General features: G+C 59.8%; 15 protein-coding genes. 5 read left to right on the forward strand and 10 right to left on the reverse strand.

Annotation, left to right across the window (positions count from 1 at the left end):
• Position 1: 1 nt before the first annotated feature.
• Complete coding sequence (locus ACWJKU_RS04825) at positions 2-844, reverse strand: HDOD domain-containing protein (protein ID WP_454146306.1); 843 nt, start codon at positions 842-844, stop codon at positions 2-4.
• A gap of 171 nt (positions 845-1015) precedes the next feature.
• Between ACWJKU_RS04825 and ACWJKU_RS04830 the strand changes: the two genes are divergently transcribed.
• Positions 1016-2854 (forward strand): putative bifunctional diguanylate cyclase/phosphodiesterase, encoded by a 1839-nt coding sequence (locus tag ACWJKU_RS04830; protein ID WP_454146308.1) that lies wholly within the window; start codon positions 1016-1018, stop codon positions 2852-2854.
• 65 nt (positions 2855-2919) lie between these two features.
• Positions 2920-5253 (forward strand): penicillin-binding protein 1B, encoded by a 2334-nt coding sequence (gene mrcB / locus ACWJKU_RS04835; RefSeq protein ID WP_454146310.1) that lies wholly within the window; start codon positions 2920-2922, stop codon positions 5251-5253.
• On the opposite strand, the gene ACWJKU_RS04840 is transcribed toward mrcB, so the two are convergent.
• The 9 genes from ACWJKU_RS04840 to gltB form a co-directional block, all read right to left on the reverse strand.
• Positions 5245-8226, reverse strand: coding sequence for a FimV/HubP family polar landmark protein (locus tag ACWJKU_RS04840; protein ID WP_454146312.1), 2982 nt, complete (start codon positions 8224-8226; stop codon positions 5245-5247). The two genes, mrcB and ACWJKU_RS04840, sit on opposite strands and share 9 nt — an antisense overlap.
• A gap of 81 nt (positions 8227-8307) precedes the next feature.
• The gene (locus ACWJKU_RS04845) at positions 8308-9330 is read right to left on the reverse strand and encodes an aspartate-semialdehyde dehydrogenase (RefSeq protein ID WP_454146314.1); all 1023 of its coding nucleotides are present in this window, start codon (positions 9328-9330) and stop codon (positions 8308-8310) included.
• Between the two features lie 18 nt (positions 9331-9348).
• The gene (leuB, locus tag ACWJKU_RS04850) at positions 9349-10437 is read right to left on the reverse strand and encodes a 3-isopropylmalate dehydrogenase (RefSeq protein WP_454146316.1); all 1089 of its coding nucleotides are present in this window, start codon (positions 10435-10437) and stop codon (positions 9349-9351) included.
• A gap of 32 nt (positions 10438-10469) precedes the next feature.
• The gene (gene leuD / locus ACWJKU_RS04855) at positions 10470-11111 is read right to left on the reverse strand and encodes a 3-isopropylmalate dehydratase small subunit (protein ID WP_454146319.1); all 642 of its coding nucleotides are present in this window, start codon (positions 11109-11111) and stop codon (positions 10470-10472) included.
• Positions 11108-12688, reverse strand: coding sequence for a 3-isopropylmalate dehydratase large subunit (gene leuC, locus ACWJKU_RS04860; RefSeq protein WP_454146321.1), 1581 nt, complete (start codon positions 12686-12688; stop codon positions 11108-11110). Before leuC ends, leuD begins: the two co-directional genes overlap by 4 nt.
• Before the next feature lie 105 nt (positions 12689-12793).
• Positions 12794-13438: an adenylate kinase gene (gene adk / locus ACWJKU_RS04865; protein WP_454146323.1), complete on the reverse strand. Its 645-nt coding sequence runs from the start codon at positions 13436-13438 to the stop codon at positions 12794-12796.
• A gap of 311 nt (positions 13439-13749) precedes the next feature.
• The gene (locus tag ACWJKU_RS04870) at positions 13750-14580 is read right to left on the reverse strand and encodes an EcsC family protein (protein ID WP_454146325.1); all 831 of its coding nucleotides are present in this window, start codon (positions 14578-14580) and stop codon (positions 13750-13752) included.
• 352 nt (positions 14581-14932) lie between these two features.
• Positions 14933-16372, reverse strand: a complete 1440-nt coding sequence (locus tag ACWJKU_RS04875) for a glutamate synthase subunit beta (protein WP_454146327.1) — start codon at positions 16370-16372, stop codon at positions 14933-14935.
• 137 nt (positions 16373-16509) lie between these two features.
• On the reverse strand, positions 16510-21141 hold the full coding sequence (gene gltB, locus ACWJKU_RS04880; RefSeq protein WP_454146329.1) for a glutamate synthase large subunit: 4632 nt from the start codon (positions 21139-21141) through the stop codon (positions 16510-16512).
• Between the two features lie 407 nt (positions 21142-21548).
• Here gltB and ACWJKU_RS04885 point away from each other — a divergent pair, with 407 nt between their 5' ends.
• The 3 genes from ACWJKU_RS04885 (at position 21549) to ACWJKU_RS04895 (ending at position 25151) form a co-directional block, all read left to right on the forward strand.
• The gene (locus ACWJKU_RS04885) at positions 21549-22766 is read left to right on the forward strand and encodes a UbiH/UbiF/VisC/COQ6 family ubiquinone biosynthesis hydroxylase (protein WP_454146331.1); all 1218 of its coding nucleotides are present in this window, start codon (positions 21549-21551) and stop codon (positions 22764-22766) included.
• A gap of 149 nt (positions 22767-22915) precedes the next feature.
• Positions 22916-23305 (forward strand): glycine zipper family protein, encoded by a 390-nt coding sequence (locus ACWJKU_RS04890; RefSeq protein ID WP_454146333.1) that lies wholly within the window; start codon positions 22916-22918, stop codon positions 23303-23305.
• A gap of 304 nt (positions 23306-23609) precedes the next feature.
• The gene (locus ACWJKU_RS04895; protein ID WP_454146335.1) at positions 23610-25151 is read left to right on the forward strand and encodes a long-chain-fatty-acid--CoA ligase; all 1542 of its coding nucleotides are present in this window, start codon (positions 23610-23612) and stop codon (positions 25149-25151) included.
• Positions 25152-25157: the final 6 nt, after the last annotated feature.

The raw sequence follows: 25157 nt of genomic DNA on the forward strand, positions 1-25157 counted from the left end.
CTCAATTCATATAAACGAGCTTGAAAATTTCGTCGAATTGTTCGTCGACTTTCGGGACGAGTTCGTCCAATACGACAATGTCGCTGTCGTTTACTGTCGCATGATCTGATATACGGCTGCCGGAGTAATGTGAATAGACAAAGGATTGCACCCGGGCGACCAGCGTGGCTTCGCGGCTGAATATGGCCGCGTTTTCCGGAGTGTCATGGTGTTCGATCGTCGAGACGACGATCTCCGGCAATCGCCATAACCGAGCCAGTTCGGCTCCGACCTGATAATGGTCGAAGCCTATGATTCGCCGTTCTCCTTCGTGATAAGCGATATTCTCGGATTGTGCCAGGATCGATGCGGCATGGGCTAATTCCGGAAGCCGGTGATAAACGACCAGTCGCCCGATTTCATGTAATAGCCCGCACAAGAATATGGCTTGCAGATGTTCACCGCACGGATGCCGATTTGCAAGGCATCTGGCCATGAGCGCGCAGCGCACGCTCATGGTCCAAAATTCCCTCATGGTCATTAAGCTATTGGTCAAGGCCGAAAACTTATCGATGACCAGGGTACTCAACACCAGCCCCCGAATTTCCTGGATGCCGATGATGTGCAAGGCATCGTGAATGGATGCGATCTTGTCCGGAATGCCATAAAAGGCGCTGTTGACGATGCGCAGCAGTCTTGCGGAGAGGCCTGGATCGTTTTCAATCAGCGCTCCGGCTTCGCGCAAATTCGTTCTCGGATTCTCAAGCACGTTGCTGAGTTTCAAGAACAATTCGGGAGGGGAGGCTAACTGCACGTTCCCGGTCAGGATTACCTGGATGCTGAGTGCGTTGGATTCGTATGACATGGTTTTAGCCGTCGGTGTATATACCAAACGCCATTCGGCCCTAATTTAATTTGACTGTTACGTGGATAAGTGGCATCTATGTTTATCTTAGTTCAAGGAAGACTTTATATGAGGCGTGAACTCCACTTGAATCTTTCATCATAACTAAGCTTCGGGCTTGTATCGGATGCTATGACGCCAGCCAATCAGTTCGGTGAAAAGCTAATTATCATCGGTGAGCATAACGAATCTCATCGTGCTCAAATCGAATTGATTCTGTCCGAAGCCGGCTTCGCGAATTTCCTGGCCGCCTCTAGCGGAATAGAACTCCTCGATCAGTTGAGAAGACTCCAGCGAAGCCCGGAGGACATCGGTCTCATCATCCTGAATGGCCACTTGCCCGAATGCCAGGTCGACGAATTTTGTTTGTCTTTTTCCTCGACGGACGAGGGAGCCGGCATCCCCGTCATCGTTTTTACCGAAGTATCGGCCGAATTGGACGATAAGCAGATGTTCCGTCTGGCTCAATTGGGCCGGCAAGGCGTCAGCCTGATTGCCAAGCCTATCCGCGGACGTGATTTCATTCCCCTGGTCAACATGAGTCTGACGCTTAGAAACGAGCGTTATCTGAGGCGCAGCCAAGAGGAGCAGTTATTAAACGAACTCGCTGAACGCAAAGTCATGGAAGCCCGATTGAAATACCTCGTGGCTCATGATGAGCTGACCGGCCTCGCGAACCGCCGCAGCTTGGAAAAGAAGCTTCAATTGGCCATACACCGATGCCGCAGCTTCGATCAGGGAGGCGCGCTGCTGTATCTGGATCTGGATCGGTTCAATATGATCAACGACCTCGAGGGGCACGAGACCGGCGATCGTCTGTTAGTGGCCGCAGTCAGTCTATTGCACGGCACGCTCGATGTGGACCACATCGCTGCCCGGATTGGGGCCGACGAGTTTTGTATTTTTTTGGAAAACGTAAAACGGCAGGAGGCGTTGTCCATTGCCGAAAGGCTCCGCCGGGCCTTGGATGGCTTCCACTTCGTCACCGGGCAGGACAGTTATCATATCTCGGCCAGTATCGGCGTCGCTCTATTGGAATCGCGACGGCTGGCCAGCCATCCGAGCGTGTTGATTGCCGAAGCGCATCAGGCTTGTTATGCCGCGAAAGCGGCCGGGCGCAATATGGTGCAATTGTACGACGGCAAAGATACGGAAGCCTGTACGCGACGGAGCGACATCTTATGGATTCCGCTGATTCGGGAGGCTCTGACGGAGAACCGGTTTTTTCTGGTTTTTCAGCCGGTCGTCAGGGTTAAGGACGGTGCCATCACGCACTACGAAGTCTTGATCCGAATGAGGGGCAAGCGTTCGGACATATTCTCGCCGGGAGAATTCATTCCGGTCGCCGAACGGATGGGGCTGATCCACCATATCGATCTTTGGGTGGTCGATAAATCGATAGATTTCCTGGCTTCTCTGCCGGAACATCAGTCACATATCAGCCTGACCATAAATTTGTCGGGCGTAGCATTTCAAGATCAATCTCTATTGCCGCTGATCAAGCAAAAACTGGAAATGACATGGATATCCGCGTCGCGGCTCGCTTTCGAGATTACCGAGACCGCAACCGTCGCGAACTATCAGCAGACGCGGGAAATGATCGCGCGCATCAGAGCGTTGGGGTGCCATTTTGCCCTGGATGATTTCGGTGCGGGCTTTAGTTCGTTCGATTACATCAAGAAATTTCCGGTGGATTATTTGAAGATCGACGGACAATTCATAAAAAATCTACTTCACGACGAAACGGACCAGGTGCTTGTCAAGGCGATGATCGACATTGCCCGCAAGCTAGGGAAAAAGACCATCGCCGAATACGTCGAAAGTCCCAAGGTTCTTTCTCTTTTGAAAACGCTCGGTGTTGATTATGCCCAAGGCTATCTGATCGGCAAGCCGGAATCCCATCTGCTCGATAAAACAGCGATCTCCATCGACGATATCGCCAGTTCTGCACAGCCGACCCAAGTCGCCTAGTCGAATCCGCCATTTCAATTTCCGGTCTGTTGCTCAAGCCCCGACGGGCATTATTCCTTTATCCCATGCAAAACATCAGACGCGGCAAGACGCCACGCAAAAAACGCCCCTCCGTTTTGTCTTTCCTCGGCGCGTCGGTCCGGCGCATCGTGCTGTATCTGTCTCCGTTCTTCATCGCTGCCGTCGTCGGCTATCTGGCTTATGAAGACCACATTGTCCGCCAGCAATTCGAAGGAAAGCGCTGGTCGTTGCCGGCCCGCGTCTACGCCAGTCCGGTCGAATTGTTCGCCGGCTACGAATTGGGCGCCGACCGGCTCGAATGGTTGCTGGAACAGTTGAAATACAGAAACGACCCGGGCTTGTCATCGCAAGGGACGTATATCAGGAGCGGTAACGAATTTGTTCTGAAGACTCGCGATTTTCGATTTTGGGATAAGTTGGAAAGCGCGCGTCGCATACGGGTGCGATTCGATGGCAGGCAGATAAGTTCGGTCAGCGACTCCGAGGATGCGAAGCCTCTGGCGCTGCTTCGGCTGGATCCGGTCCAGATCGGCACTTTTTACCCCGCCCTGAAAGAAGATCGTATTCTGATCAAGCTCAATCAAGCGCCCGAGCTTCTCTTAAAGGCTTTATTTTCTGTGGAGGACAGGGATTTTTACGAGCATTTCGGCGTATCGGTCCGGGGTATCGTTCGCGCCATGTGGGTAAACCTTCGCGCCGGGGCAATCGTGCAAGGCGGCAGTACCTTGACGCAGCAGCTCGTGAAAAATTTTTTTCTAAGTTCCGAACGTACGTTGTGGCGCAAGCTCAACGAACTGGTCATGGCGCTGGTGCTGGAGGCGCGCTATTCGAAGGACGAGATTCTCGAAGCCTATCTGAACGAAATTTACCTCGGCCAGGACGGAGCCCGGGCGATACACGGGTTCGGCCTGGCCAGCCAGTATTATTTCAGCCGATCCCTGGAAGAACTGGAGTTGCATCACGTGGCTCTCTTGGTTTCTCTGGTACGAGGGCCTTCTTATTACGATCCGTTCAGATGGCCGGCCAAGGCAAAAAAGCGCCGCGATCTGGTGTTGGACGAAATGGTCGAGCAAGGACAAATTCCGAGGGATCAGGCCGACAGATCTAAAGCCAAGCCTCTGGACGTCGTCAAAAATCCGCATCAAGCGATCAGCCGTTACCCTGCGTTCCTGGATTTGGTCAAACGTCAGTTGCAGCAGGAATATCGTCCCGAGGACCTGACTTCGGAAGGACTCCAGCTCTTCACGACGCTGGACGTTTTTGCGCAACATTCCCTTGAATCCGCGGTCGAGGCGACGCTGAGGAAGCTCGATAAGCAGACCCGGACGACCCAGTTGGAAACCGCCGCCGTGATTACCCGCCGGGCTACCGGGGAAGTCGCCGCGCTGATGGGGTCTAGAGATCCGCAGGATTCGGGGTTTAATCGCGCGCTGGATGCGGGGCGACAGATAGGCTCGCTGTACAAACCGGTGGTTTATCTGACGGCGTTGGCCAATCCGCAGCGATATACGCTGATATCGCCGCTGCAGGACAGCGAGGTGCGCATCAAAAATCCGGGGGGAGGGCCTTGGGCACCGAAAAATTACGATAATCGGGAGCACGGTATAGTTCCTTTGCATAAGGCGCTGGCTCATTCCTTCAACCTGGCGACGGTTAATTTAGGCATGGATGTAGGAGTGCCCAGTACCGCGGAAACTTTGCGCAAACTGGGGGTTGAAAAGCCGGTGGAACTGGTTCCGTCGCTTCTGTTGGGAACCGCTGCGTTAACGCCGATCGAAGTGGCCCAAATGTACCAAACCCTTGCCGGCGACGGCTTTGTCGTCCCGCTGCGGGCCATTCAGGCGGTTGTTTCTCAGGAGGGAAAAACCTTGCAGCGCTACGGCCTCAGCGTCAAACAATCGATAGATTCGGCCGCGGTTTATTTGGTCGATACGATCTTACAGGAGGTCATGCGGGAAGGTACCGGGAAACCCGCTTATGCCTATTTGCCCGCTCATTTCGATACCGCGGGGAAAACGGGAACGACGAACGACCTTAGAGATAGCTGGTTCGCAGGATTCACCGGAGACTATTTAGGCGTGGTGTGGGTCGGACGGGACGATAACAAGCCGGCCAAGCTGACCGGCGCTCAGGGAGCGTTGCCGGTTTGGGCGTCTACCATGCAAAAAGTAAGCAGGGAGCCGCTTGAATTGGAGCCGCCGGAAAACATCGAATGGGTTTGGATCGATCGTATGACCGGCTTGCGTTCGGACGAGAATTGCCCCGGCGCCGTCCGCTATCCGTTTATCGCAGGTTCGGCACCGGCCGAATTCTCTTCATGCGGTCAGCAGCCGATTCCGGCGGACGGCGCCGACACCTGGTTTCGACGTTTATTTTAGATTCGGCCGCCGTCTGATAATGACGGGCGGCTCCGGCTGCACGTCTTGTACGCTCAATGTGTCCGTCAGGGCCTTTGCCTCTGCTTTTTGTTGCTCATTGCCCATTTCCAGAACTTCCTTGAGCATCTCCAGCGCCGAATGTTCATCCCCCATGTCCGCGTAAGCTTTGGCCAAATCCAGCTTGGTTTCGAACTCGTCCATATCGGTTAGCGGGGCGTACTGCTCATCGTTCTCGTCTTCATCCGAAAGATCCGCGTTCAATGCTTCGTTTTCGGCAAGCGAAGCCAAGTCGAATTCGAAATCCGGATGTTCGATGTTCGGAGCCGACGCGATTCGACCTGGGTCCGAATCCCCGTCCTGTTGTACATTGCTTCTGCTCAGCTCGCGCAAAATATCGTCTATCGATTGAGCGGCTTTTTCCTGATGTTCGGGTTCGGCGAGAGAGTTTGCCTTGTTCGTATCGAAAGCAATCAGATTTCCGAGATCCGGCAATTCGCTTTCGGGTTCCGCTGCATTCGGCCGGACATCATCAAGCGAGAAAGATTCGAGATCGAAATCGAATACCTGGTTGCTGGACGATGCAGCGTCGTCGGATGCCGTACCCTGCCGGTTGTTCTGCGCATTTTCCGCCAGCTCGCGCAAAATATCGTCTATGCGGCTGTCAGAGCCTTGCGGCAGGCGTTCGCCGCGAGAATGATCGTCCGATTCACCGACATCAAAGGCGATGAGATTATCGAGTTCCGGTTGCTCGGTTTCGGCTTCGGCGGCGAGGGTGTCCTCACTCCGTACGGAATCGATAGCAAACTCCACTGCCGGGTGGTCGGCAGCCGTCGTCAGCGGTTCGCTCGATTGTTTCGCATCGAGATTGAAATCCAACGGTACGAGCTTTTCCTCGACGGATGAGGAGGTTTCCGCCATCTCGTTGTCGAAGCGCTTCAAATCCTCGATCAATTCATCGGTGAGATCGAGGGAGCTCAGCATATTTGCGGGATTCGAGTCAAAATCCGGCGCCGAACCGGAAGACGGCACGGCGAACAGCGAATTGCCGGGGCACAACTCCTTGCCCATTTCGACCACGTTTTCCCAGAAATCTGGATTGCTGTCCTTGCTTTGCGCTTTGAGTTCCTGGGCAAAGCGCAGGAAAGCCTCTCGATTTTCGGTCGCGTAATGGATTTCCAGCAGCTTGAGCTTGCACTCGTCTCGCTCGGGGTGCTGTTCTATGGCGCTCCGGATCAAATCCTCCGCTTGCTTGTAGCGGCCATAAGCGAGATAAACGTCGGCTTCCGAAATGGGATCGACTTCATCGGCCTCGGCGCCCAAGGCATCGAAATCGCTCGGCGTGAATTCGCTCAAAAAAGAGCTTTTTGCAGCGGCCGCCGGTTCCGAGAGGGTGGAGTCGAAGCTGGATTCCGCGGCTTTCGACTTTTGTAGATTCTCCTTTTCGGTCGCAAGCAGGATGCTCTCGGTTTCTTCTATCATGGCCGCACGGCGCCGGGCGATCAGCCACGGCGTAAGCGCCAGCAGTAGCAGCAGACCTCCGGCGGCGCTGAGATACGACGGTTGCTCGAACAGTTGGTTCAAGAAACCGGGTCCCTCGGGCGGCAGAGGCGCCGGGACGGGCTTGGGCGGCGCGACCGCCGCCGGTTTCTCTTCTGGGGTAACGGCGGCCTGGGGCGTTTGAGCCGTTTCTGGACCGGCTGCCTCCTGGGAGGGCTCAGCGCTTTCGGGGTGGGCGGGCGTCTCCGCCGGCTTTTGCGCTTCCTGAACTGGCGCCGTTTGAGCGGCCAACGGCTCCTGATCGGGAGGAGGCGGCGCTTTCTCCGGGGAGGCTGGCGAAGGCTGTTGTGTCTGAACGGCTTGAAGCGTCGCGATTTGTTCGCTCTTGAGCGTCAGGAGGCGGTGCATCTCGTTCAACTGTTGCTCGAGCTGCGTCAGACGGGAACGGAGGTCCTCGTTTTCCTGCTTGAGGGTCTCCGCCACCTCCAGGGCTATTTCACCCTTGGATTTTCCGGCGCCGTCGGTGCTCCCTGCCACCGCTTCCTCGTCCTTGGCCTTGGTATCGGACGGGGCCAACAGTTTGAGCTGACTTTGCGCCGACTGCGCCGGGATTTCCGAATTCTGTTTCTTGGTGTTGCGGCTTGCGAGTTTCCCGGTTTGGCGGCCGCTCTGTTTGTTAAGCTCGTTTCGAGCCTGCGCTCTCGTGAATTGGAGAATGAATTCGCGATCGGGAATCTTCAGAGTTTCCCCGGCTTTCAGGGTATCCGGGCTATTTCCATAAAACGCCTGCGGGTTGTGCCGGTAGAGGGCTATCACCATTTGTTCCTGGGTGACGTCGGGGTCGCGGTTCACGAGCCTGGCGACTTCCCACAGCGTACTATCTTTTTTGACCGGGCCGTATTCGGAACCGTTAAAGAGGCTTCCGGATTCGGCCAGAGCGCTTTCGGTCGAATGTCGGACACGGAATTCGCCCGCCACTGACGGCTTGCCCGGAGTTTGCTCGAAAGCTTGCTCGGAGCGGCGGGATTTCGATTGTCCGGATATCGATGGCGAGTCGGTTTCGGCAAGCGCTCGATCGGAGAATGTGGGCGGCGGATCCAGCAATACGGTGTATTCGCGGATTACGCGGCCGTGAGGCCAGTTGACTTCCATCAAAAAACTCACGAACGGCTCACGAATGACGTCGTTCGAACTGACCTCGATGGCGTAATTGCCGTCAGGTTTCTGAACCGCGGCAAACCGCAATTTGGTGAGAAAAAAATGCCGCTCCAGGCCCGCCTTGACAAAGGCTTCGGGGGAAGCCAAAGCGATTTTGACATCCGCCAGGGAATCTCCGCCGGAGAGGACGAGCGGGATCTCGGCGTCGAGCGACTGGTTCAGGGCGGAACGTAGCTTGATGTCTCCGATGCCCAGCGCGCTTGCGCCCATCGGGGCCAACAGACTCATCATCGCCAAGGTTCTAGATAGCTTACGCACTGATTGCCGCTCCTTTGTCCAATCGTTCCCGCCAAGGATCGCATGGCGGGAACTGCCGAGATTGTTGAAGGAAAGCTTAGCCTAGATGTATGTTTTTGCCAGAACTTCCGCGATTTGGACGCTGTTGAGCGCGGCCCCCTTTCGCACGTTGTCGGCCACGACCCAAAGGTCCAGACCCCGCGGATGAGAGATGTCTTCGCGGATGCGTCCGACGTAAACGGCATCGTGTCCGGCCGCTTCGGTGACCGCGGTCGGATAGCCGCCGGGCTTGCGCTCGTCGATCACCGTCACTCCCGGCGCGCGGCCGAGCAGTTCGCGGGCATGCTCGGCGGTGATTTTTTCCCGCGTTTCGATATGGACCGCTTCGGAATGGCCGTAGAACACGGGCACCCGCACCGTGGTCGGGTTTACCCGAATGCTGTCGTCGCCCATGATTTTGCGGGTTTCCCAGACCATCTTCATTTCTTCCTTGGTGTAGCCGTTGTCCATGAAGACGTCGATCTGGGGGAGGGCGTTGAACGCGATCTGCTTCGGATAGACTTCGGGTTTGATCGGCTTGCCGTTGAGCAATAGAGCGGTCTGATGGCCGAGTTCCTCGATCGCCTTTTTTCCGGTTCCGGATACCGCCTGATAGGTGCAGACATTGATACGCTCGATGCCGACGGCGTCGTGGATCGGCTTCAAGGCGACCAGCATCTGGATCGTGGAGCAGTTCGGATTGGCGATGATGCCCCGCGTCGTGTATTGCGCGATGGCTTCCGGATTGACTTCCGGCACGACCAAGGGGATATCGGCCTCATAGCGGAAGCAGGAGGTGTTGTCCACCACCACGCAGCCGGCTGCCGCGGCTTTCGGGGCGTAGACGGCGGAAACCGATGCTCCTGCCGAAAACAGGCCGATCTGCGCCTTGGAAAAATCGAACTCGGCCACGTCCTGCACGGTGAGATAGCTGCCTTTGAAGGCCACGCGCTGGCCGGCGGAGCGGGCGCTGGCCAGGGCGTACACTTCCCCGACCGGGAAGTCGCGCTCCTCCAGGATAGACAGCATGGTCTCGCCCACCGCGCCGGTGGCCCCTAATACTGCAATGTCGTATGTCTTGCTCATGGGGAAACTCGTTCGGGATTAGCGGTTGAATGATCGCAGAGCGGATACGATGGCGTCGCCCATTTCGGCGGTCCCGACTTTCTTCATGCCGTCCGAATGGATGTCGGCAGTCCGGTAACCGGCGTCCAAGGCGGCCGTCACTGCTTTTTCGATCCGGTCGGCGGAGGCGGCATCGCTGAAACTGTAGCGCAGCATCATGGCCAGCGACAGTACCGTGGCGATCGGGTTCGCGATGCCCTTGCCGGCGATGTCGGGCGCCGAACCGTGAATGGGTTCGTACATGCCCTTGCCGTTTTTGTCGAGCGAGGCCGAGGGCAGCATGCCGATGGAGCCGGTCAGCATGGCGGCGCAGTCCGAAAGAATGTCGCCGAACATATTGTCGGTCAGCATCACGTCGAACTGCTTGGGCGCGCGCACCAACTGCATCGAGGCATTGTCGACGTACATGTGGCTGAGCTGGATGTCGGGGTACTCGCGGCCGACTTCGATCACGATCTCGCGCCACAGTTCTGTGCACTCCAGCACGTTGGCTTTGTCGACGGAGCACAGCTTCTTGTTGCGCTTTTGCGCGATCTGGAACGCGATGTGGGCGATGCGGCGGATTTCCGACTCGCTGTAAATCAAGGTGTTGAAGCCTTCGCGCTCGCCTTTCTCGTTGATGCGGCGGCCCCGCGGCTTGCCGAAATAGATGCCGCCGGTCAGCTCGCGGATGATCATGATGTCGAGTCCCGAGACCACTTCCGGTTTCAGGGTCGAAGCCGCGACCAATTGCGGATAGAGAATCGCCGGGCGGAGATTCGCGAACAGTTCTAGCTCGGCGCGAATTCCCAACAGGCCGCGTTCCGGCCGCACCGAATAATCCAGCGGTTCCCATTTCGGGCCGCCGACGGCGCCCAGGAGCACGGAGTCGGCCGCCTTCGCCAAGGTCAGCGTTTCTTCCGGAAGCGGCGTACCTTTGGCGTCGTAGGCGGCGCCGCCGATCAGCGCTTCTTCCGTTTCGACTTCGAGTCCGAATTCCTGTCTCAGGCAGTCGAGAACTTTCAATGCCTCGGCGACGATTTCGGGGCCAATGCCGTCGCCCGGCAGTACTGCGATCTTCTTGGTCATGCGATTGATGGTTCTCTCTTTATTTTTGAAAGCTAGGCGTATTCCGGGAACAGCCAGGGCGCGCTCTGGCGCCGGCTCGTTTCGTAAGCCCGAATCTTGTCGGTGTGCTGGAGGGTCAGGCCGATGTCGTCCAGACCGTTGAGCAGGCGGTGTTTCCGGGAGGGATCGATTTCGAAGCGGATTTTGTCGCCATACGGTGTGGTGATCGTTTGGGCTTGCAGATCGACGGTGAGATCGAAGCCGGGACCCGTCTGGCCGAACAGTCCGTCGACGGCTTCGGTATCGAGCACGATGGGCAGAAGGCCGTTCTTGAAGCAGTTGTTGTAGAAAATATCGGCGAAGCTCGGCGCGATGATGACGCGGAAACCATAATCTTCCAAAGCCCAGGGCGCATGCTCGCGGGACGAACCGCAGCCGAAATTTTCGCGCGCCAGCAGAATGCGCGCGCCGTAGTAGCACGGCCGGTTGAGCACGAAATCCGGATTCAAGGGTCGGTGCGAGCAATCCATGTCGGGCTCGCCCCGGTCCAGGTAGCGCCATTCGTCGAACAGATAGGGGCCGAAACCGCTGCGGCGAATGGATTTCAGGAACTGCTTGGGGATGATCGCGTCGGTATCGACGTTGGCGCGGTCCAGTGGCACGACTCTGGACGTAACACGGCGAAACGGTTTCATTGCTCGGATTTCCTCTTGCGCACGGATTGGTTTTTGGCAGGCGCGGATGTGGGTTTTTTCGGAGCGGCCGCGGGTTTCGTCTTCGGTGCGGCGGCCGATTTCGACGGCACTTTTTGGGCTGGCGCTTTGGGGACCGGCGCTTTTTCCGGCTCGCTTACCGGAGACGGCATCGCCGATAGTTGGCGGATGTCGACGAAATGGCCGTAGATACCCGCCGCCGCCGCCATGGCCGGACTCACCAGATGGGTGCGGCCGCCATAGCCTTGGCGTCCCTCGAAGTTGCGGTTCGACGTGGATGCGCAGCGTTCGCCCGGTTCCAGGCGATCGGCATTCATCGCGAGGCACATGGAGCATCCGGGATCGCGCCATTCGAAGCCGGCTTCCCGGAAAATTCGATCCAGGCCTTCTTGTTCGGCCTGGCGTTTCACCAGTCCCGATCCCGGAACCACCAGGGCCTGCTTGACGGTGCCCGCGAGCTTGCGGCCCCGGACCACTTCGGCGGCGGCGCGCAAGTCCTCGATGCGGGCATTGGTGCACGAACCGATGAAGATTTTGTCCACGCGAATGTCGGTGACGGGCGTGCCGGGTTTTAAATCCATGTATTGCAGCGCGCGTTTCATGCTTTCGCGTTTCACCGGATCCGTTTCCTTTTCGGGATCGGGAATCGCGGCATCGATCGGCGCCACCAATTCCGGCGAAGTGCCCCAGGTGACCTGAGGTTTGATGTCGGCGGCGTCGATCTCGAGCGTCTTGTCGAAGACGGCGTCCGGGTCGCTGCGCAGTTGCCGCCAGGTCGCCGCGGCCTTGTCCCACAGTTCTCCCTTCGGGGCATAGGGCCGGTCTTTCAGATAATCGATCGTCACCTCGTCGACGGCCACCAGTCCGGCTCGGGCTCCGGCCTCGATCGCCATGTTGCACAGGGTCATGCGGCCTTCCATCGACAAGCCGCGGATCGCCGATCCGGCGAATTCGATGGTGTAGCCGGTGCCGCCGGCGGTGCCGATCCGGCCGATCACGGCCAGGACGATGTCCTTGGCGGTGACGCCTCGGCCGAGTTTTCCGTCGACCTCGATCAGCATGTTCCTGGCTTTTTTCTGGACCAGGCATTGGGTGGCCAGAACGTGCTCCACTTCGGACGTGCCGATGCCGAAGGCGAGGGCGCCGAAAGCGCCGTGCGTCGAGGTGTGGGAGTCGCCGCAGACGATGGTCGTGCCGGGCAGGGTCGCGCCCTGTTCGGGGCCGATCACGTGAACGATGCCTTGGCGGTCGTCGTTCATGCCGAATTCGGTAATGCCGAAGTTGGCGCAGTTCCGATCCAGCGTTTCGACCTGCAGCCGCGACACCGGGTCGCTGATGCCGTGCTCGCGCCCCGCCGTCGGCACGTTGTGGTCGGCGGTCGCCAAATTGGCGGCGACGCGCCAGGGTTTCCGGCCCGCCAGTCTCAGTCCCTCGAAGGCTTGCGGCGAGGTTACCTCGTGAATCAAATGGCGATCGATGTAGATGAGGGTCGATCCGTCCGGTTCGGCGTAAACCACGTGATCGTCCCACAGTTTGTCGTAAAGGGTTTTGGCGGGCATGGGCTCTTATGGATGGCGAGTTTTATACGAGGAAGGCTGCGCTCCCGCTGAATGCTCGGGCAGCTTCCCGGGAAGCTTCGGTCGGTTCTTTTCGACGAACCGAAGTCATTGCAGCAGCGAAAAAAGTTTGTCGCGAATGGTTTCAACGTTGCCGACGCCGTCGATGCTGGCGAATTTGACGGTGCCCCGTTCGGCTTTTTGCTGGTAATAGCCTACCAAGGGCTTGGTTTGTTCGTGATAAACCTGCAAACGCTTGCGTACGGTGTCTTCCTTGTCGTCATCCCGTTGGATCAAGGGTTCGCCGGTCACGTCGTCCCGACCTTCGATCTTGGGCGGGTTGAAGACGACATGATAGGTGCGCCCGGAAGCGGGATGTACGCGCCGGCCGCTCAGGCGTTTGACGATCTCCTCGTCGTCCACCGCGATTTCGATGACGTGATCGATGGAGACGCCCATTTCCGCAAGTCCTTCCGCCTGGGCGATGGTTCGCGGAAATCCGTCGAGCAAAAAGCCGTTTTTGCAGTCTTCTCGGGCGATGCGCTCTTTGATCAATCCGAGGATGATTTCATCCGAAACCAAGGCGCCGGAATCCATGACCTTCTTCGCCTCGATGCCCAGGGGCGTGCCTTCCCGCACGGCGGCGCGCAGCATGTCGCCCGTCGAAATTTGCGGGATATCGAATTTTTCCGTTATGGATTTGGCTTGAGTGCCTTTTCCGGATCCGGGGCTTCCGAGAAGGATCACGCGCATGTCAGGGCTCCGTGGTGAATTAAACTTGCAATTCTGTCACAAATACTCAGGGAATGTCACACAGGGCGTTTTCGGGCGATCGTTTGTCGCGATCTTCGCAATCGAGCGGTCGTTTCCGGCCGGCGCCGAAGTGTTTTTTTTCGGTAAAACCGATGTCCGACGCTTGCAGCGCCTCGAAGAACCGCGCGTATTTTTGCCGCCGGACGGCTTCGTCCGATCCGGATCCGGAACCGGTTTTGCCCGACGGCTTTCGGGGCGGACCCGGCATGCGCGCCGTGCGATGCCCGGGGCGCGGCCCCACCCGATGGGAGTCACCATCCTTCCAGGGGGCTGAACCCTTTTATCGATTTGATTTCTTCTTTTTGGATCCGCTGATATTCCTTGCGCACGGTATCGGGGTCGTATTTCCGTTCCAGGCGGCGCAGGGTGAAATGGCCGCGCGCCACATCCTGAAAATGTTGCATGAACACGAGGTTGATCAAGGCGCCGCTGACGGCGCCCGCCACCGGCACCATCTGCACGGCGGCCTCGTCGGAAACGACGACGCCGAAACGCGCGGCGATTCCGCGAATCAATTCGACGCCGGCCGGAACGCTCAGGCTCGACGCCCCGCCGTAATCGGCGATGCTGGCAAAATGGAAGCTCAGCGTCGAGCGTAATCCGTAGTAGCCGATGTCGGTGGCGTCGTCGTCATTCGAGCGCCCGCCCAGGGCGAATACCGCCACGCAAGCCAGGCGGGCATTGAACGTGGCCAGATCCTCGCCTTCGCTGCGGGCGATATCGGCAATCGAACGCAGCATCAGCAACGTGATGACCGGCAATTCGGCCGCCAGAGCGATCGGACCGAAGAAGCCGCCGACCGCCCCGACCGCAAAGGCTGCAAGCTTGTGGTGGGCATCATGCGCGGCCGGCGCGGCGTGCGTATCCAGCGTCTTTACGGCCGCATGCATGGCCTGACGGATGCTGAATTCGGCGGCTTTGTTCAAGTGCCGATGCCAGCGCCTGGGGAGCAGCTTGAGCGTTTGTTCGATCGGAGTGCCGATGACATTGCTCAGCCGGGCGGCAAAGGAGGGGTGTTCGAGGTATCGATAGGCCCGGCGAAGCTGTTCCAGTTCCGCCGCCGTTAACGATGCTTTTGCCATGACGCGCTCCAGGTTTTGGGTTTATCCGGTCGCTTCCGATGAGTGCCAGGACAATTCCGGTCCCGGACAGGCGTGTTGCGGACCGGAGCGTTCGGGGCGGCCGGGTTTCACGCTCGGGCTTCGCGGTCCGGGGCGGACATCGCTTTAAGCAACACATGCACCCGAAGCGTTTTGAGCGGTAGGCGTCGGCTATGAGAGCAGTCCTCGGTAGATTGGACGGCCGCCGGTTCGGACCGGTTCCGCTCGATCCGTCTTGCGGAGCCGGCGTTTGCGGCAGAGCGTCTTGCATGGCGGAGTCCTCGCGGGAACATGGGCGGCCGGCCCTCTCACGGCGGGCCGGCGCCAGGACGGATCAGCGCGGGAGTTCCGAGTGTCCCATCAGGTATTCGTCGACGGCTCTTGCGCACTGGCGCCCTTCGCGGATGGCCCAGACCACCAGCGATTGGCCGCGGCGCATGTCGCCGGCGGTGAACACTTTATCGATCGAGCTGCGATAGTCCCAAGTATTGGCTTTCACGTTGCCGCGTTCGTCGAGGCTCACGCCGAGGTCTTCGAGCATGCCTTCGCGCACCGGATGGACGAAACCCATGGCCAGGAGCACCAGGTCGGCTTTCAAGGTGAATTCGCTGCCGGGGATTTCGTTCATGACCCAGCGTCCGCCTTCCTGTTTCCAGTCGAGTTTGACGCAACGGATGTGGGTAACGCGACCGTCTTCCCCTTCGATCGATTTGGTGGCGACGCTCCAAAAGCGTTCGCAGCCTTCTTCGTGCGAACTGGAGGTGCGCAGCTTGTTGGGCCAGTCGGGCCAGGTGATCTCTTTTTTCTCTTTTTCCGGAGGTTTCGGCAGGATTTCCAACTGGGTAATGGACGCCGCGCCGTGCCGGGCCGAGGTGCCGATGCAGTCGGAACCGGTATCGCCGCCGCCGATGACGACGACGTGCTTGTCCGTCGCCCAGATGCCGGCGTCCTCGGGAAGCGTGTCGCCGGCCACGCGGCGGTTCTGCTGCGGCAGAAATTCCATCGCGAAGTGAACACCCTCGAGCTCGCGGCCCGGCACGTTCAGATCGCGCGGCTTTTCCGCACCGCCGGCCAATACCACGGCGTCGTAGTCGTCGAGCAGTTTTTTCACCGGAATGTCCCGGCCGATATGGCTATTGGGGCGGAACACCACGCCTTCGGCCTGCATCTGGGCGATGCGGCGGTCGATCAGGTGTTTTTCCATCTTGAAATCGGGAATGCCGTAACGCAGCAGTCCGCCGATGCGGTCGGCCTTTTCGTAGACCACGACGCCGTGGCCGGCGCGGGCCAGTTGTTGCGCGCAGGCCAGTCCCGCCGGTCCCGATCCCACCACCGCCACCTTTTTGCCGGTGCGATGCAGGGGGATCTGCGGTTTGATCCAGCCCATTTCCCAAGCCTTGTCGACGATCGAGCACTCGATGGTCTTGATTGTGACCGGTTCGTCGTTCAGGTTCAGGGTACAGGCCGCTTCGCACGGCGCCGGGCAGATGCGGCCGGTGAACTCGGGAAAGTTGTTGGTGCTGTGCAGCACCTCGACGGCTTCGCGCCAGTTCCCCTGGTAAACGAGGTCGTTCCAGTCCGGGATGATGTTGTTGACCGGGCAGCCCTGGTGACAATAGGGGATGCCGCAGTCCATGCAGCGCGCCCCTTGGCGGCTGACTTCCTCTTCGGTCAGCGGGACGACGAATTCCTGATAATGCTGAAGCCGGTCCGCGACCAGCTTGTAGCGTCTGTCTTGACGTGAGATTTCCATGAATCCCGTGGGCTTTCCCATTCTGTTTCTACCTCGTTGCTGTGCCTTGTTGCACGAGAAAGCCCCGGACCTCGAGTCTGGTCACGGAAATGCTTTCCATCTTTTCGATCGTGAGTTCCCGGTCGGCGAGGGGCGCGTCCATGCCGCGCCCGCTACATCTAGTGGTGAACTTCGGTTTGGGTTTTGGTCTTCTGCATTTTTTCGAGCGCCTGGCGGTAATCGACCGGCATGACCTTGACGAAACGCGGCGCGTAAGCGGACCAGTTGTCGAGAATCTGCTTCGCTCGTCCGCTGCCGGTGTAACGGCGGTGCTTTTCGATCAGGGCGCGGAGGCGCTGAACGTCGTGGCGGGTCATGTCGTGCATGATGTCCACCATGCCGTGGGTTTCCAGATCGCCGCCCTGGTGATCCAGATTTTCGAGGGCAATGTCCTCGGCCAAAATCGGTTCCAGTTCGACCATGGCCAAGTTGCACCTTTGCTCGAAATCGCCGGTCTCGTCGAGCACGTAGGCGACGCCGCCCGACATCCCCGCGGCGAAGTTGCGCCCGGTCGAGCCAAGCACCACGACGATGCCGCCGGTCATGTATTCGCAGCCGTGACAGCCGACGCCTTCGACGACGGCGATGGCTCCGGAATTCCGTACCGCGAAGCGCTCGCCCGCGACGCCGCGGATATAGCATTCGCCGCTGATGGCGCCGTACAGCACGGTATTGCCGACGATGATGTTTTCCTCGGGCACGACCCGCGATTCCGGAGAGGGATAGATGGCGATGCGGCCGCCCGACAGCCCTTTCCCGACGTAGTCGTTGGCTTCACCCTCGAGCTCCAGCGTGACGCCGGCTGCAAGGAAGGCGCCGAAGCTCTGCCCGGCCGTGCCTTTCATCCGGATGTAGACGGTGTCCTCGGGCAGGCCGGCATGACCGTAACGCTTGGCCAGTTCGCCGGACAGCATGGCGCCGACCGTGCGGTTGTAGTTGCGGACGCCCGTTTCGATGCGGACCGGCTTGCGTTCGTCGAGGGCGGGGCGGGCCAATTCGATCAGCTTGCGATCCAGCGCCTTGTCCAGTCCGTGATCCTGCGGCTCGCAATGGGAGATGGCGACGTCCGGACTCGTCTCCGGCCGATACAGAATCCTGGACAGGTCGACCTTGGCGGCCTTCCAGTGGGCTATGGCCTTGCGCATGTCGAGCATCTCGGAACGCCCGGTCATCTCCTCGAACCGGCGGAAGCCGAGCTTGGCCATCAGCCGGCGCGTTTCCTCGGCGATGAAGAAGAAGAAATTGACGACATGTTCCGGTTGCCCGGTAAAGCGTTTGCGAAGCTCCGGATCTTGAGTCGCGACGCCGACGGGACAGGTGTTCAGATGGCATTTGCGCATCATGATGCAGCCTTCGACGATCAAGGGCGCCGTGGCGAAGCCGAACTCGTCCGCACCCAGGAGCGCGGCGATCACGACGTCGCGCCCGGTGCGTATGCCGCCGTCCGCCTGTACGCAGATACGCCCGCGCAGCTTGTTCAGGACCAGCGTTTGGTGGGTCTCGGCCAAGCCGATTTCCCAAGGCAGACCCGCGTGCTTGATCGAGGTGATCGGACTGGCGCCGGTGCCGCCGTCGTAGCCGGCGATGGTGACATGGTCGGCATGCGCTTTGGCGACACCCGCGGCAACCGTGCCGACCCCCACTTCGGATACCAGCTTGACGCTGATGCGCGCAGTTGGATTGACGTTCTTGAGATCGTGAATGAGCTGCGCCAAATCCTCGATGGAATAGATGTCGTGGTGCGGCGGAGGCGAAATGAGACCGACCCCCGGTGTGGAGTGGCGTACCTTGGCGATGACGGCGTCCACCTTGTGGCCGGGCAGCTGGCCGCCTTCGCCGGGCTTGGCACCCTGCGAAATCTTGATTTGCAGGTCGTCGGCATTGACCAGGTATTCGGTGGTCACGCCGAAGCGGCCCGACGCCACCTGTTTGATGGCCGAGCGCATGGAATCGCCGTTGGGCAGTGGCTTGAAGCGTTCCGGCAATTCGCCGCCCTCGCCGGTATTGGACTTGCCGCCGATGCGGTTCATGGCGATCGCCAGCGTGGTGTGCGCTTCGTAGGAAATCGAACCGAACGACATGGCGCCGGTGGCGAAACGCTTGACGATTTCGGTGGCCGGTTCCACTTCGTCCAGCGGCACGGGGTCGCGCTCGCCGAACTTGAAATCCATCAAGCCGCGCAGCGTGAGCAAACGCTCGTTCTGCTCGTTGATCGATCGGGTGTAGTCCAGATAGGTTTCCCAACTGTTGGTGCGGGTGGCGTGTTGCAGCTTGGAAATGGTTTCCGGAGTCCACGCATGATCTTCGCCGCGGACGCGGTAGGCGTATTCGCCGCCCACGTCCAGGGCATTCCGATACAAGGGGGCGTCGCCGAAAGCCAGGCGATGCCGGCGCACGGTTTCCTCGGCGATCTCTCGAAGTCCCGCGCCGCCGATGGTGCAGGCGGTGCCGGCGAAATATTCGTTCAGGAATTCGTCGCTCAGCCCGACCGCGTTGAAGATTTGGGCGCCGCAATACGACTGGTAGGTCGATATGCCCATTTTCGACATGATCTTGAGCAGGGCTTTCCCGATAGCCTTGATATAGCGTTTGTGCACCTCGTCTTCGGACAGCCGTTCCGGCAGCTTCGCGCGCAGGTCGGACAGCGTGTCGAAAGCCAGATACGGATTGATCGCCTCGGCGCCGTAGCCCGCCAGCAGCGCGATATGGTGCACTTCGCGCGCTTCGCCGGTTTCCACGACCAGGCCGACCTTGGTGCGGAGGCCGGTACGGATCAGGTGGTAATGAACCGCCGAGGTGGCTAGGAGGGCTGGGATGGCGATGTGCTCCGCATCGATATCCCGATCGGACAGCACCAGGATGTTGTTGCCTTCGTGCACGGCCTGTTCGGCCCGCGCGCGCAGGGCTTTCAGTGCCGGCTCCATGCCGCCGGCGCCGGTGTCGGCCGGGTAGCAGAAGCTTACGGTCTTGGTCTTGAAGGCGCCGCCGGTGCGGGCTTCGATGCGGCGGATTTTCTCCAGGTCCTGATTGGTCAGGATCGGTTGATGCACCTCCAGCCGCTTATGGCTGCCGCCATTGTGAAGCTCCAACAAATTCGGCCGCGGGCCGATGTGGGATACCAGCGACATGACCAGTTCCTCGCGGATCGGGTCGATGGCGGGATTGGTGACTTGGGCGAAGCCCTGCTTGAAGTAGTCGTAGAGCAATCGCGAACGCTTGGACAGAACCGCGAGCGCCGCGTCGGTGCCCATCGATCCGACCGGTTCCTGGCCGCTCAAGGCGATGGGCGTCAAGGAAAACTTGATGTCCTCCTGGGTGTAGCCGAACGCCTGCTGGCGGTCGAGCAGGGTCTGCGGATCGGGCGGCATGGCGGCGATTTCGGCCGGCAACTTCTCCAGTTGAATCTGGGTATCGTTGAGCCACTGTTGATAGGGCTCGCGACCGGCCAGTTCCGATTTGATCTCGGCGTCGTCGATGATGCGGCCTTGTTCGAGGTCGATCAGGAGCATTTTTCCGGGCTGCAGGCGCCATTTCCTGACGATCTTGTGCTCCGGAATGGTCAGTACCCCCATTTCCGAGGCCATTACCACGATGTCGTCGTCGGTGACGAGATAGCGCGCCGGACGCAGTCCGTTGCGGTCGAGGGTGGCGCCGATTTGCCGTCCGTCGGTGAAGGCCACGGCGGCCGGGCCGTCCCACGGTTCCATCAGGGCGGAATGATATTCGTAGAAGGCGCGGAGTTTCTCGTCCATCAGGCGATGGCCCGCCCAGGCTTCCGGAATCAGCAGCATCATGGCGTGGACCAGCGAATAGCCGCCCATGACCAGAAGCTCCAGCGCGTTGTCGAAGCTGGCCGAGTCGGATTTGCCTTCGGCGATCAGCGGCCAGATCTTGTCGAGATCCTCGCCCAGGATTTCGGACGACATCGAATGGCGCCGGGCGGCCATCCAGTTGACGTTGCCGCGCAAAGTGTTGATTTCGCCGTTGTGGGCGATCATGCGGAAGGGATGAGCCAGGTCCCAGGTCGGGAAGGTGTTGGTGGAGAAGCGTTGATGCACCAGGGCGAGCGCCGACACCATCTTCTCGTCGCCGAGGTCGCGGTAAAACACGCCGACCTGATCGGCCAGCAGCATGCCCTTGTAAACCAGGGTGCGGGACGAGAAGGAAGGAATGTAGAACATCTTGCCTTGCTCGAGGTTCAACGCGCGAATCTTCTTGTCGATCTGCTTGCGGACGACGAACAGCTTGCGCTCGAAGGCGTCCTGATCTTTGCAGCTTTCCGCCTTTCCGACGAAAACCTGACGGATCACGGGTTCGATCGCCCTGACCGATTCGCCGAGCGTCGAATCGTCGACCGGAACGTCGCGCCAGCCGAGAACGCTCTGGCCTTCGGCGCGGACGACGTCTTCGACGATCTTTTCGCAGACCGCGCGGTGTTCCGGATTGCGCGGCAAAAACAGCATGCCGACGCCGTAGCGGCCGTAATCCGGAAGCGCGGTCCCGAGCGCGGCGCATTTGTCGCGGAGAAAGGCATCCGGCATTTGGATGAGAATGCCGGCACCGTCGCCTGCCAGCGGGTCGGCGCCGACCGCTCCGCGGTGAGTCAGGTTTTTGAGAATTTCCAGTCCGTTGCGGACGATGTCGCGGCTCTTGTGACCTTTGATGTGAGCGATGAAACCTACGCCGCAAGCGTCATGTTCATGGCGCGGGTCGTATAGACCCTGCTTGGCGGGCATGGCGTTGAAACTCATGGTGTACCTCTGTCAGGGGGTGTGGTCCGTCGCTTGCCTGTTCGCGGCTTACAGAGAATATTGCGGCTCCGGGAGGGATGCCGCGACAGCCAAGAATCCGTGTTCGCAGTCGGGTTTTGAAGTACCCGGATTGGCCTGCGAGGCCGTCCATTTATAAAAATGGGGCAGGAAATATACAGAATCAGGTTTTTCTTTGCAACGGGTCCGCCCGCGCTTCATTTCGAATGGGGCGAAACGAATGGTTCCGATGGAGAATGAATCGGCTCGCCGCGCAACCGTCCCGCCCCCGGAGGCGGCCGGAAAAGGTCGGTATTGCTTGCCGAACCCGGTTGCCTTTACTTTATGCCGTTAAATTACGGCGGTTTCGCATGCGGTGAAGCGTGCGCGCCAAGCATGGGGAATGAGCAATGACCGAAAAATATGACGTGATCATCGTGGGCGGCGGCATGGTCGGAGCCGCTTTGGGCTGCGGCCTCGGAGGAAGCCGTCTACGCGTGGCCGTGATCGAGGACGCCCTGCCGCCGGCTTTCGCGCCGGAGCAGCCTCACGATCTGCGAGTGTCCGCAATCAGCATCGCATCCGCCAGCATTCTCAAAACGGTGGGAGCCTGGAAGGGCATCGCTTCGCGCCGCTTCTGTCCGTTCCGGAGGATGCGGGTGTGGGAGTCGTCGGGCGATGTCGAATTTCGCAGCGAGGACATCGACGAGCCGGTTCTGGGCTATATCGTCGAGAATCGGGTGACCCAATTGGCCTTGCTCGACCGCCTGGTCGAGTTTCCCAACATCGATTTCCTTTGTCCCGCCAAAACCAAAAGGATCGATTACGGACCGCAAGGTTCGGCCGTCGAATTGGAGGACGGCCGTACCTTATCGGCGCGTCTCTTGGTTGCCGCGGACGGCGGTTATTCCCGGGTGCGGCAAGTGGCGGGCATGGGCGTGAGCGGCTGGGATTACGAGCAGCACGCTCTGGTGCTGACGGTGGAAACCGCGTACGGCCAGCAGGACATCACCTGGCAGCGCTTCACCCCGAAGGGACCCCAGGCTTTCTTGCCGCTGGACGGGCCTCACGCGTCGCTGGTCTGGTACGAGACGCCGGAGGAAATCAAACGACTGAAAGCCTTGCCGGACGAGACGCTTCTGCGGGAGCTCGTCGCCGCATTTCCGCCGGTTCTGGGCGAAATCGAGCGGATCGCGGCGAAAGGCAGTTTCCCGCTCAAGCGCCAGCATGCCCTGAGCTACATCAAAGAAGGCGTGGCGCTGATCGGCGATGCGGCCCATATGATTCATCCTCTGGCGGGGCAGGGCGTCAACATCGGTCTTCTGGACGCCGCTGCGCTGGCGGAGGTTCTGGTCGGCGCCCATAAAAACGGCCGGGACATCGGCGCGGCCCGCGTGCTGCAAGCCTACGAAAGTATGCGCCGCGGCAATAACCTGGTGATGATGACGACGATGGACCTGTTCTATCGCGTATTCGGAAACGCGAACCGTCCGCTGCGATTCATCCGGAATCTGGGGCTGGGCCTGGCGGAGCGGGTGACGCCGGCCAAAAAGCTGGCCATGCGATATGCGATGGGTTTGGGCGGCGAGCTTCCGAATCTGGCGCGCGGAGAGGCGATCCTAGGTTGAACGGGGGAGATCCGGAATGGCTCGCGACCCCATTCCTTCGATTCGGGCGCAACGGATTTGCTATAGTAGCGGCGGCGATGCTCGGTGCCCATGTCTCTGACTTCATCGCCGACATATCGATCAACCTCCCTATGCGAGTGAAACGACTTATGCTCAAAAAGTTATCCGTATCTCTTGGCGCCGCACTGGCTTTGAGCGGCTGCGCGACCTACACCGGATGGGAGCCGGTGGTGGACACCTATAACGATCCGAACGCCTACCGGCTACAGCAGGATTTGGCGGAGTGCAAGATGCTCGCGCGCCAGGCGGGCAGTACCGGGACGGAAACGGCGAAGGGCACTGCGGCGGGCGCCTTGCTCGGCGCCGCGACGGGTGCCGCGGTCGGCGCGGTGGCCGGCAATCCCGGCGGCGGCGCGGCGATCGGTGCGGCCGCGGGCGGCCTCGGCGGAGCGGGCTACAGCGGCGTTTCGGGCGACGATCAATACAAACGGGCTTACATCAACTGCCTTCGCAATCGGGGGCACAGAGTCGTCAATTAGCAAGCCCACGGTCTAAATGCATCCCGCCGTTATGCTTGGCGCCGGCGGGATTGTTTTTTGCGTTTGCCGATCAACCTAAATCCGGCCGTTGGAAACGACCTGAAAAGCCCTAAACCCTCTCCCGGCCCTCTCCCAAAAGGAGAGGGCGTTTTGAAGGTCGGGAGAAGGGAGCTTGGTCCCTCGCCCTCCGGGAGAAGAGTTGGGGGTGAGAGCCTGCGGCGGCTGACGTGGCCTTGCGGTCATTTCGGCGATTCGACGGCGGTTTTTAGGATAAAGGCGTGACTCCATCCGAGAAGGTGCCGCGATGACGTCATTGATCCATGCTCTCCGGGAAAGCGCCCGACTATATCCCGACCGGCCAGCCGTAATTCTGGGTTCTCAGGTCATCGATCATGCCACCGTGGGCCTGCGGTCGGACCGCGTGGCGGCGGCCCTGGCGGCCCGAGGCGTGACCAAAGGGGACCGGATCGCTCTTTATTGCCCCAATTCGGCGGAATTCGCTATCGCCTACACCGGCATCGTAAAAGCCGGAGCGACCGTCGTTCCGATCAATCTGCTGCTGAATACGGAAGAAATCGGCTACATTCTGAAAGACTCCGGGGCCAAGGGGTTGATCTTTCATCAAGCCTTTTCGAAACAGGTGGAATCCGTGCGTCGGGCGGCGCCGGAAATGGAATTTCTCGTATCCGTCGGCGGCGAGTTCGAGGGCGCCGCGACTTGGGAGGCTTTCCTGGATTCGGACGCCCCGACGCCCGAGATCGACTGCGATCCGCAAGAGGACCTGGTCGTCATTCTCTATACTTCCGGCACCACAGGGCATCCCAAGGGCGCCATGCTGACCCATGCCAACCTGGTCGCCAACACCCGAAGCGTCCGCGAGGCCATGCATTGGCGCCCGGGCCGGGATGTCGTGCTGCTGGTCCTGCCGATGTTCCACGCGTTCGCGGCCACGGTCGGCATGCTGACGCCTCTGACCAACGGCTGCGCCTTCGTTCCGCTGCCGCGATTCGAGCCCGATCAGGTCGTCGACGCCGTCCACGCCAGTCGAGCCACGATTTTTCTGGGCGTGCCCAGCATGTACTCCGTTTTGTTGCGTCTCAAGGACGAGCGCGCGGCGCTCTTTTCCTCGATACGCTATTGCGTTTCCGGCGGCGCCGCACTCCCGGTCGAGGTGATGCGGCGCTTCGAGGAAAAGTTCGCCATCCGGATCTACGAGGGCGACGGGCCCACCGAATGCTCGCCGGTCACCTGCGTCAACCCGATCGACGGCCTCATCAAGCCGGGAACGGTGGGACTGCCGGTGCCGGGCGTGGACATGAAAATCGTCGATGAGGACGGGCGCGAATTGCCGCGCGGCGAGGTCGGCGAAATTGCCGTGCGCGCCGCCAGCGTGATGAAGGGATACTGGAAGCAACCCGAAGCGACTTCCGAGGTGTTCCGCGGGGAATGGTTTCTGACTGGCGATCTCGGTACGAGGGACGAAGACGGCTATTTCAGCATCGTCGACCGCAAGAAGGATCTGATCATCGTCAACGGCATGAACGTTTACCCGCGCATGATCGAAGAAGTGCTTTACCGTTTTCCGTCGATCCGCGAAGCGGCGGTAGTCGGAGAGCCGCACGACCTGCACGGCGAAATCCCGGTCGCGTATGTCGCGATCGATGAATCGAAGCCCGTCGCCGAAGCCGAAATCCGTGCTTTTTGCCGGGAGCGCCTCGGACGCCATCAGGTTCCCCGTAAAATCCTCTTTCTCCCGGAGCTGCCGAAAAACGGCGCGGGCAAGATCCTCAAGCGCCAGCTTCGGAAACACGGCGAAATCGAGCGCGGGGTGCGGGATCTCGGCTGAAACCCA

It is taken from the genome of Methylocaldum sp. MU1018 (assembly GCF_053646775.1).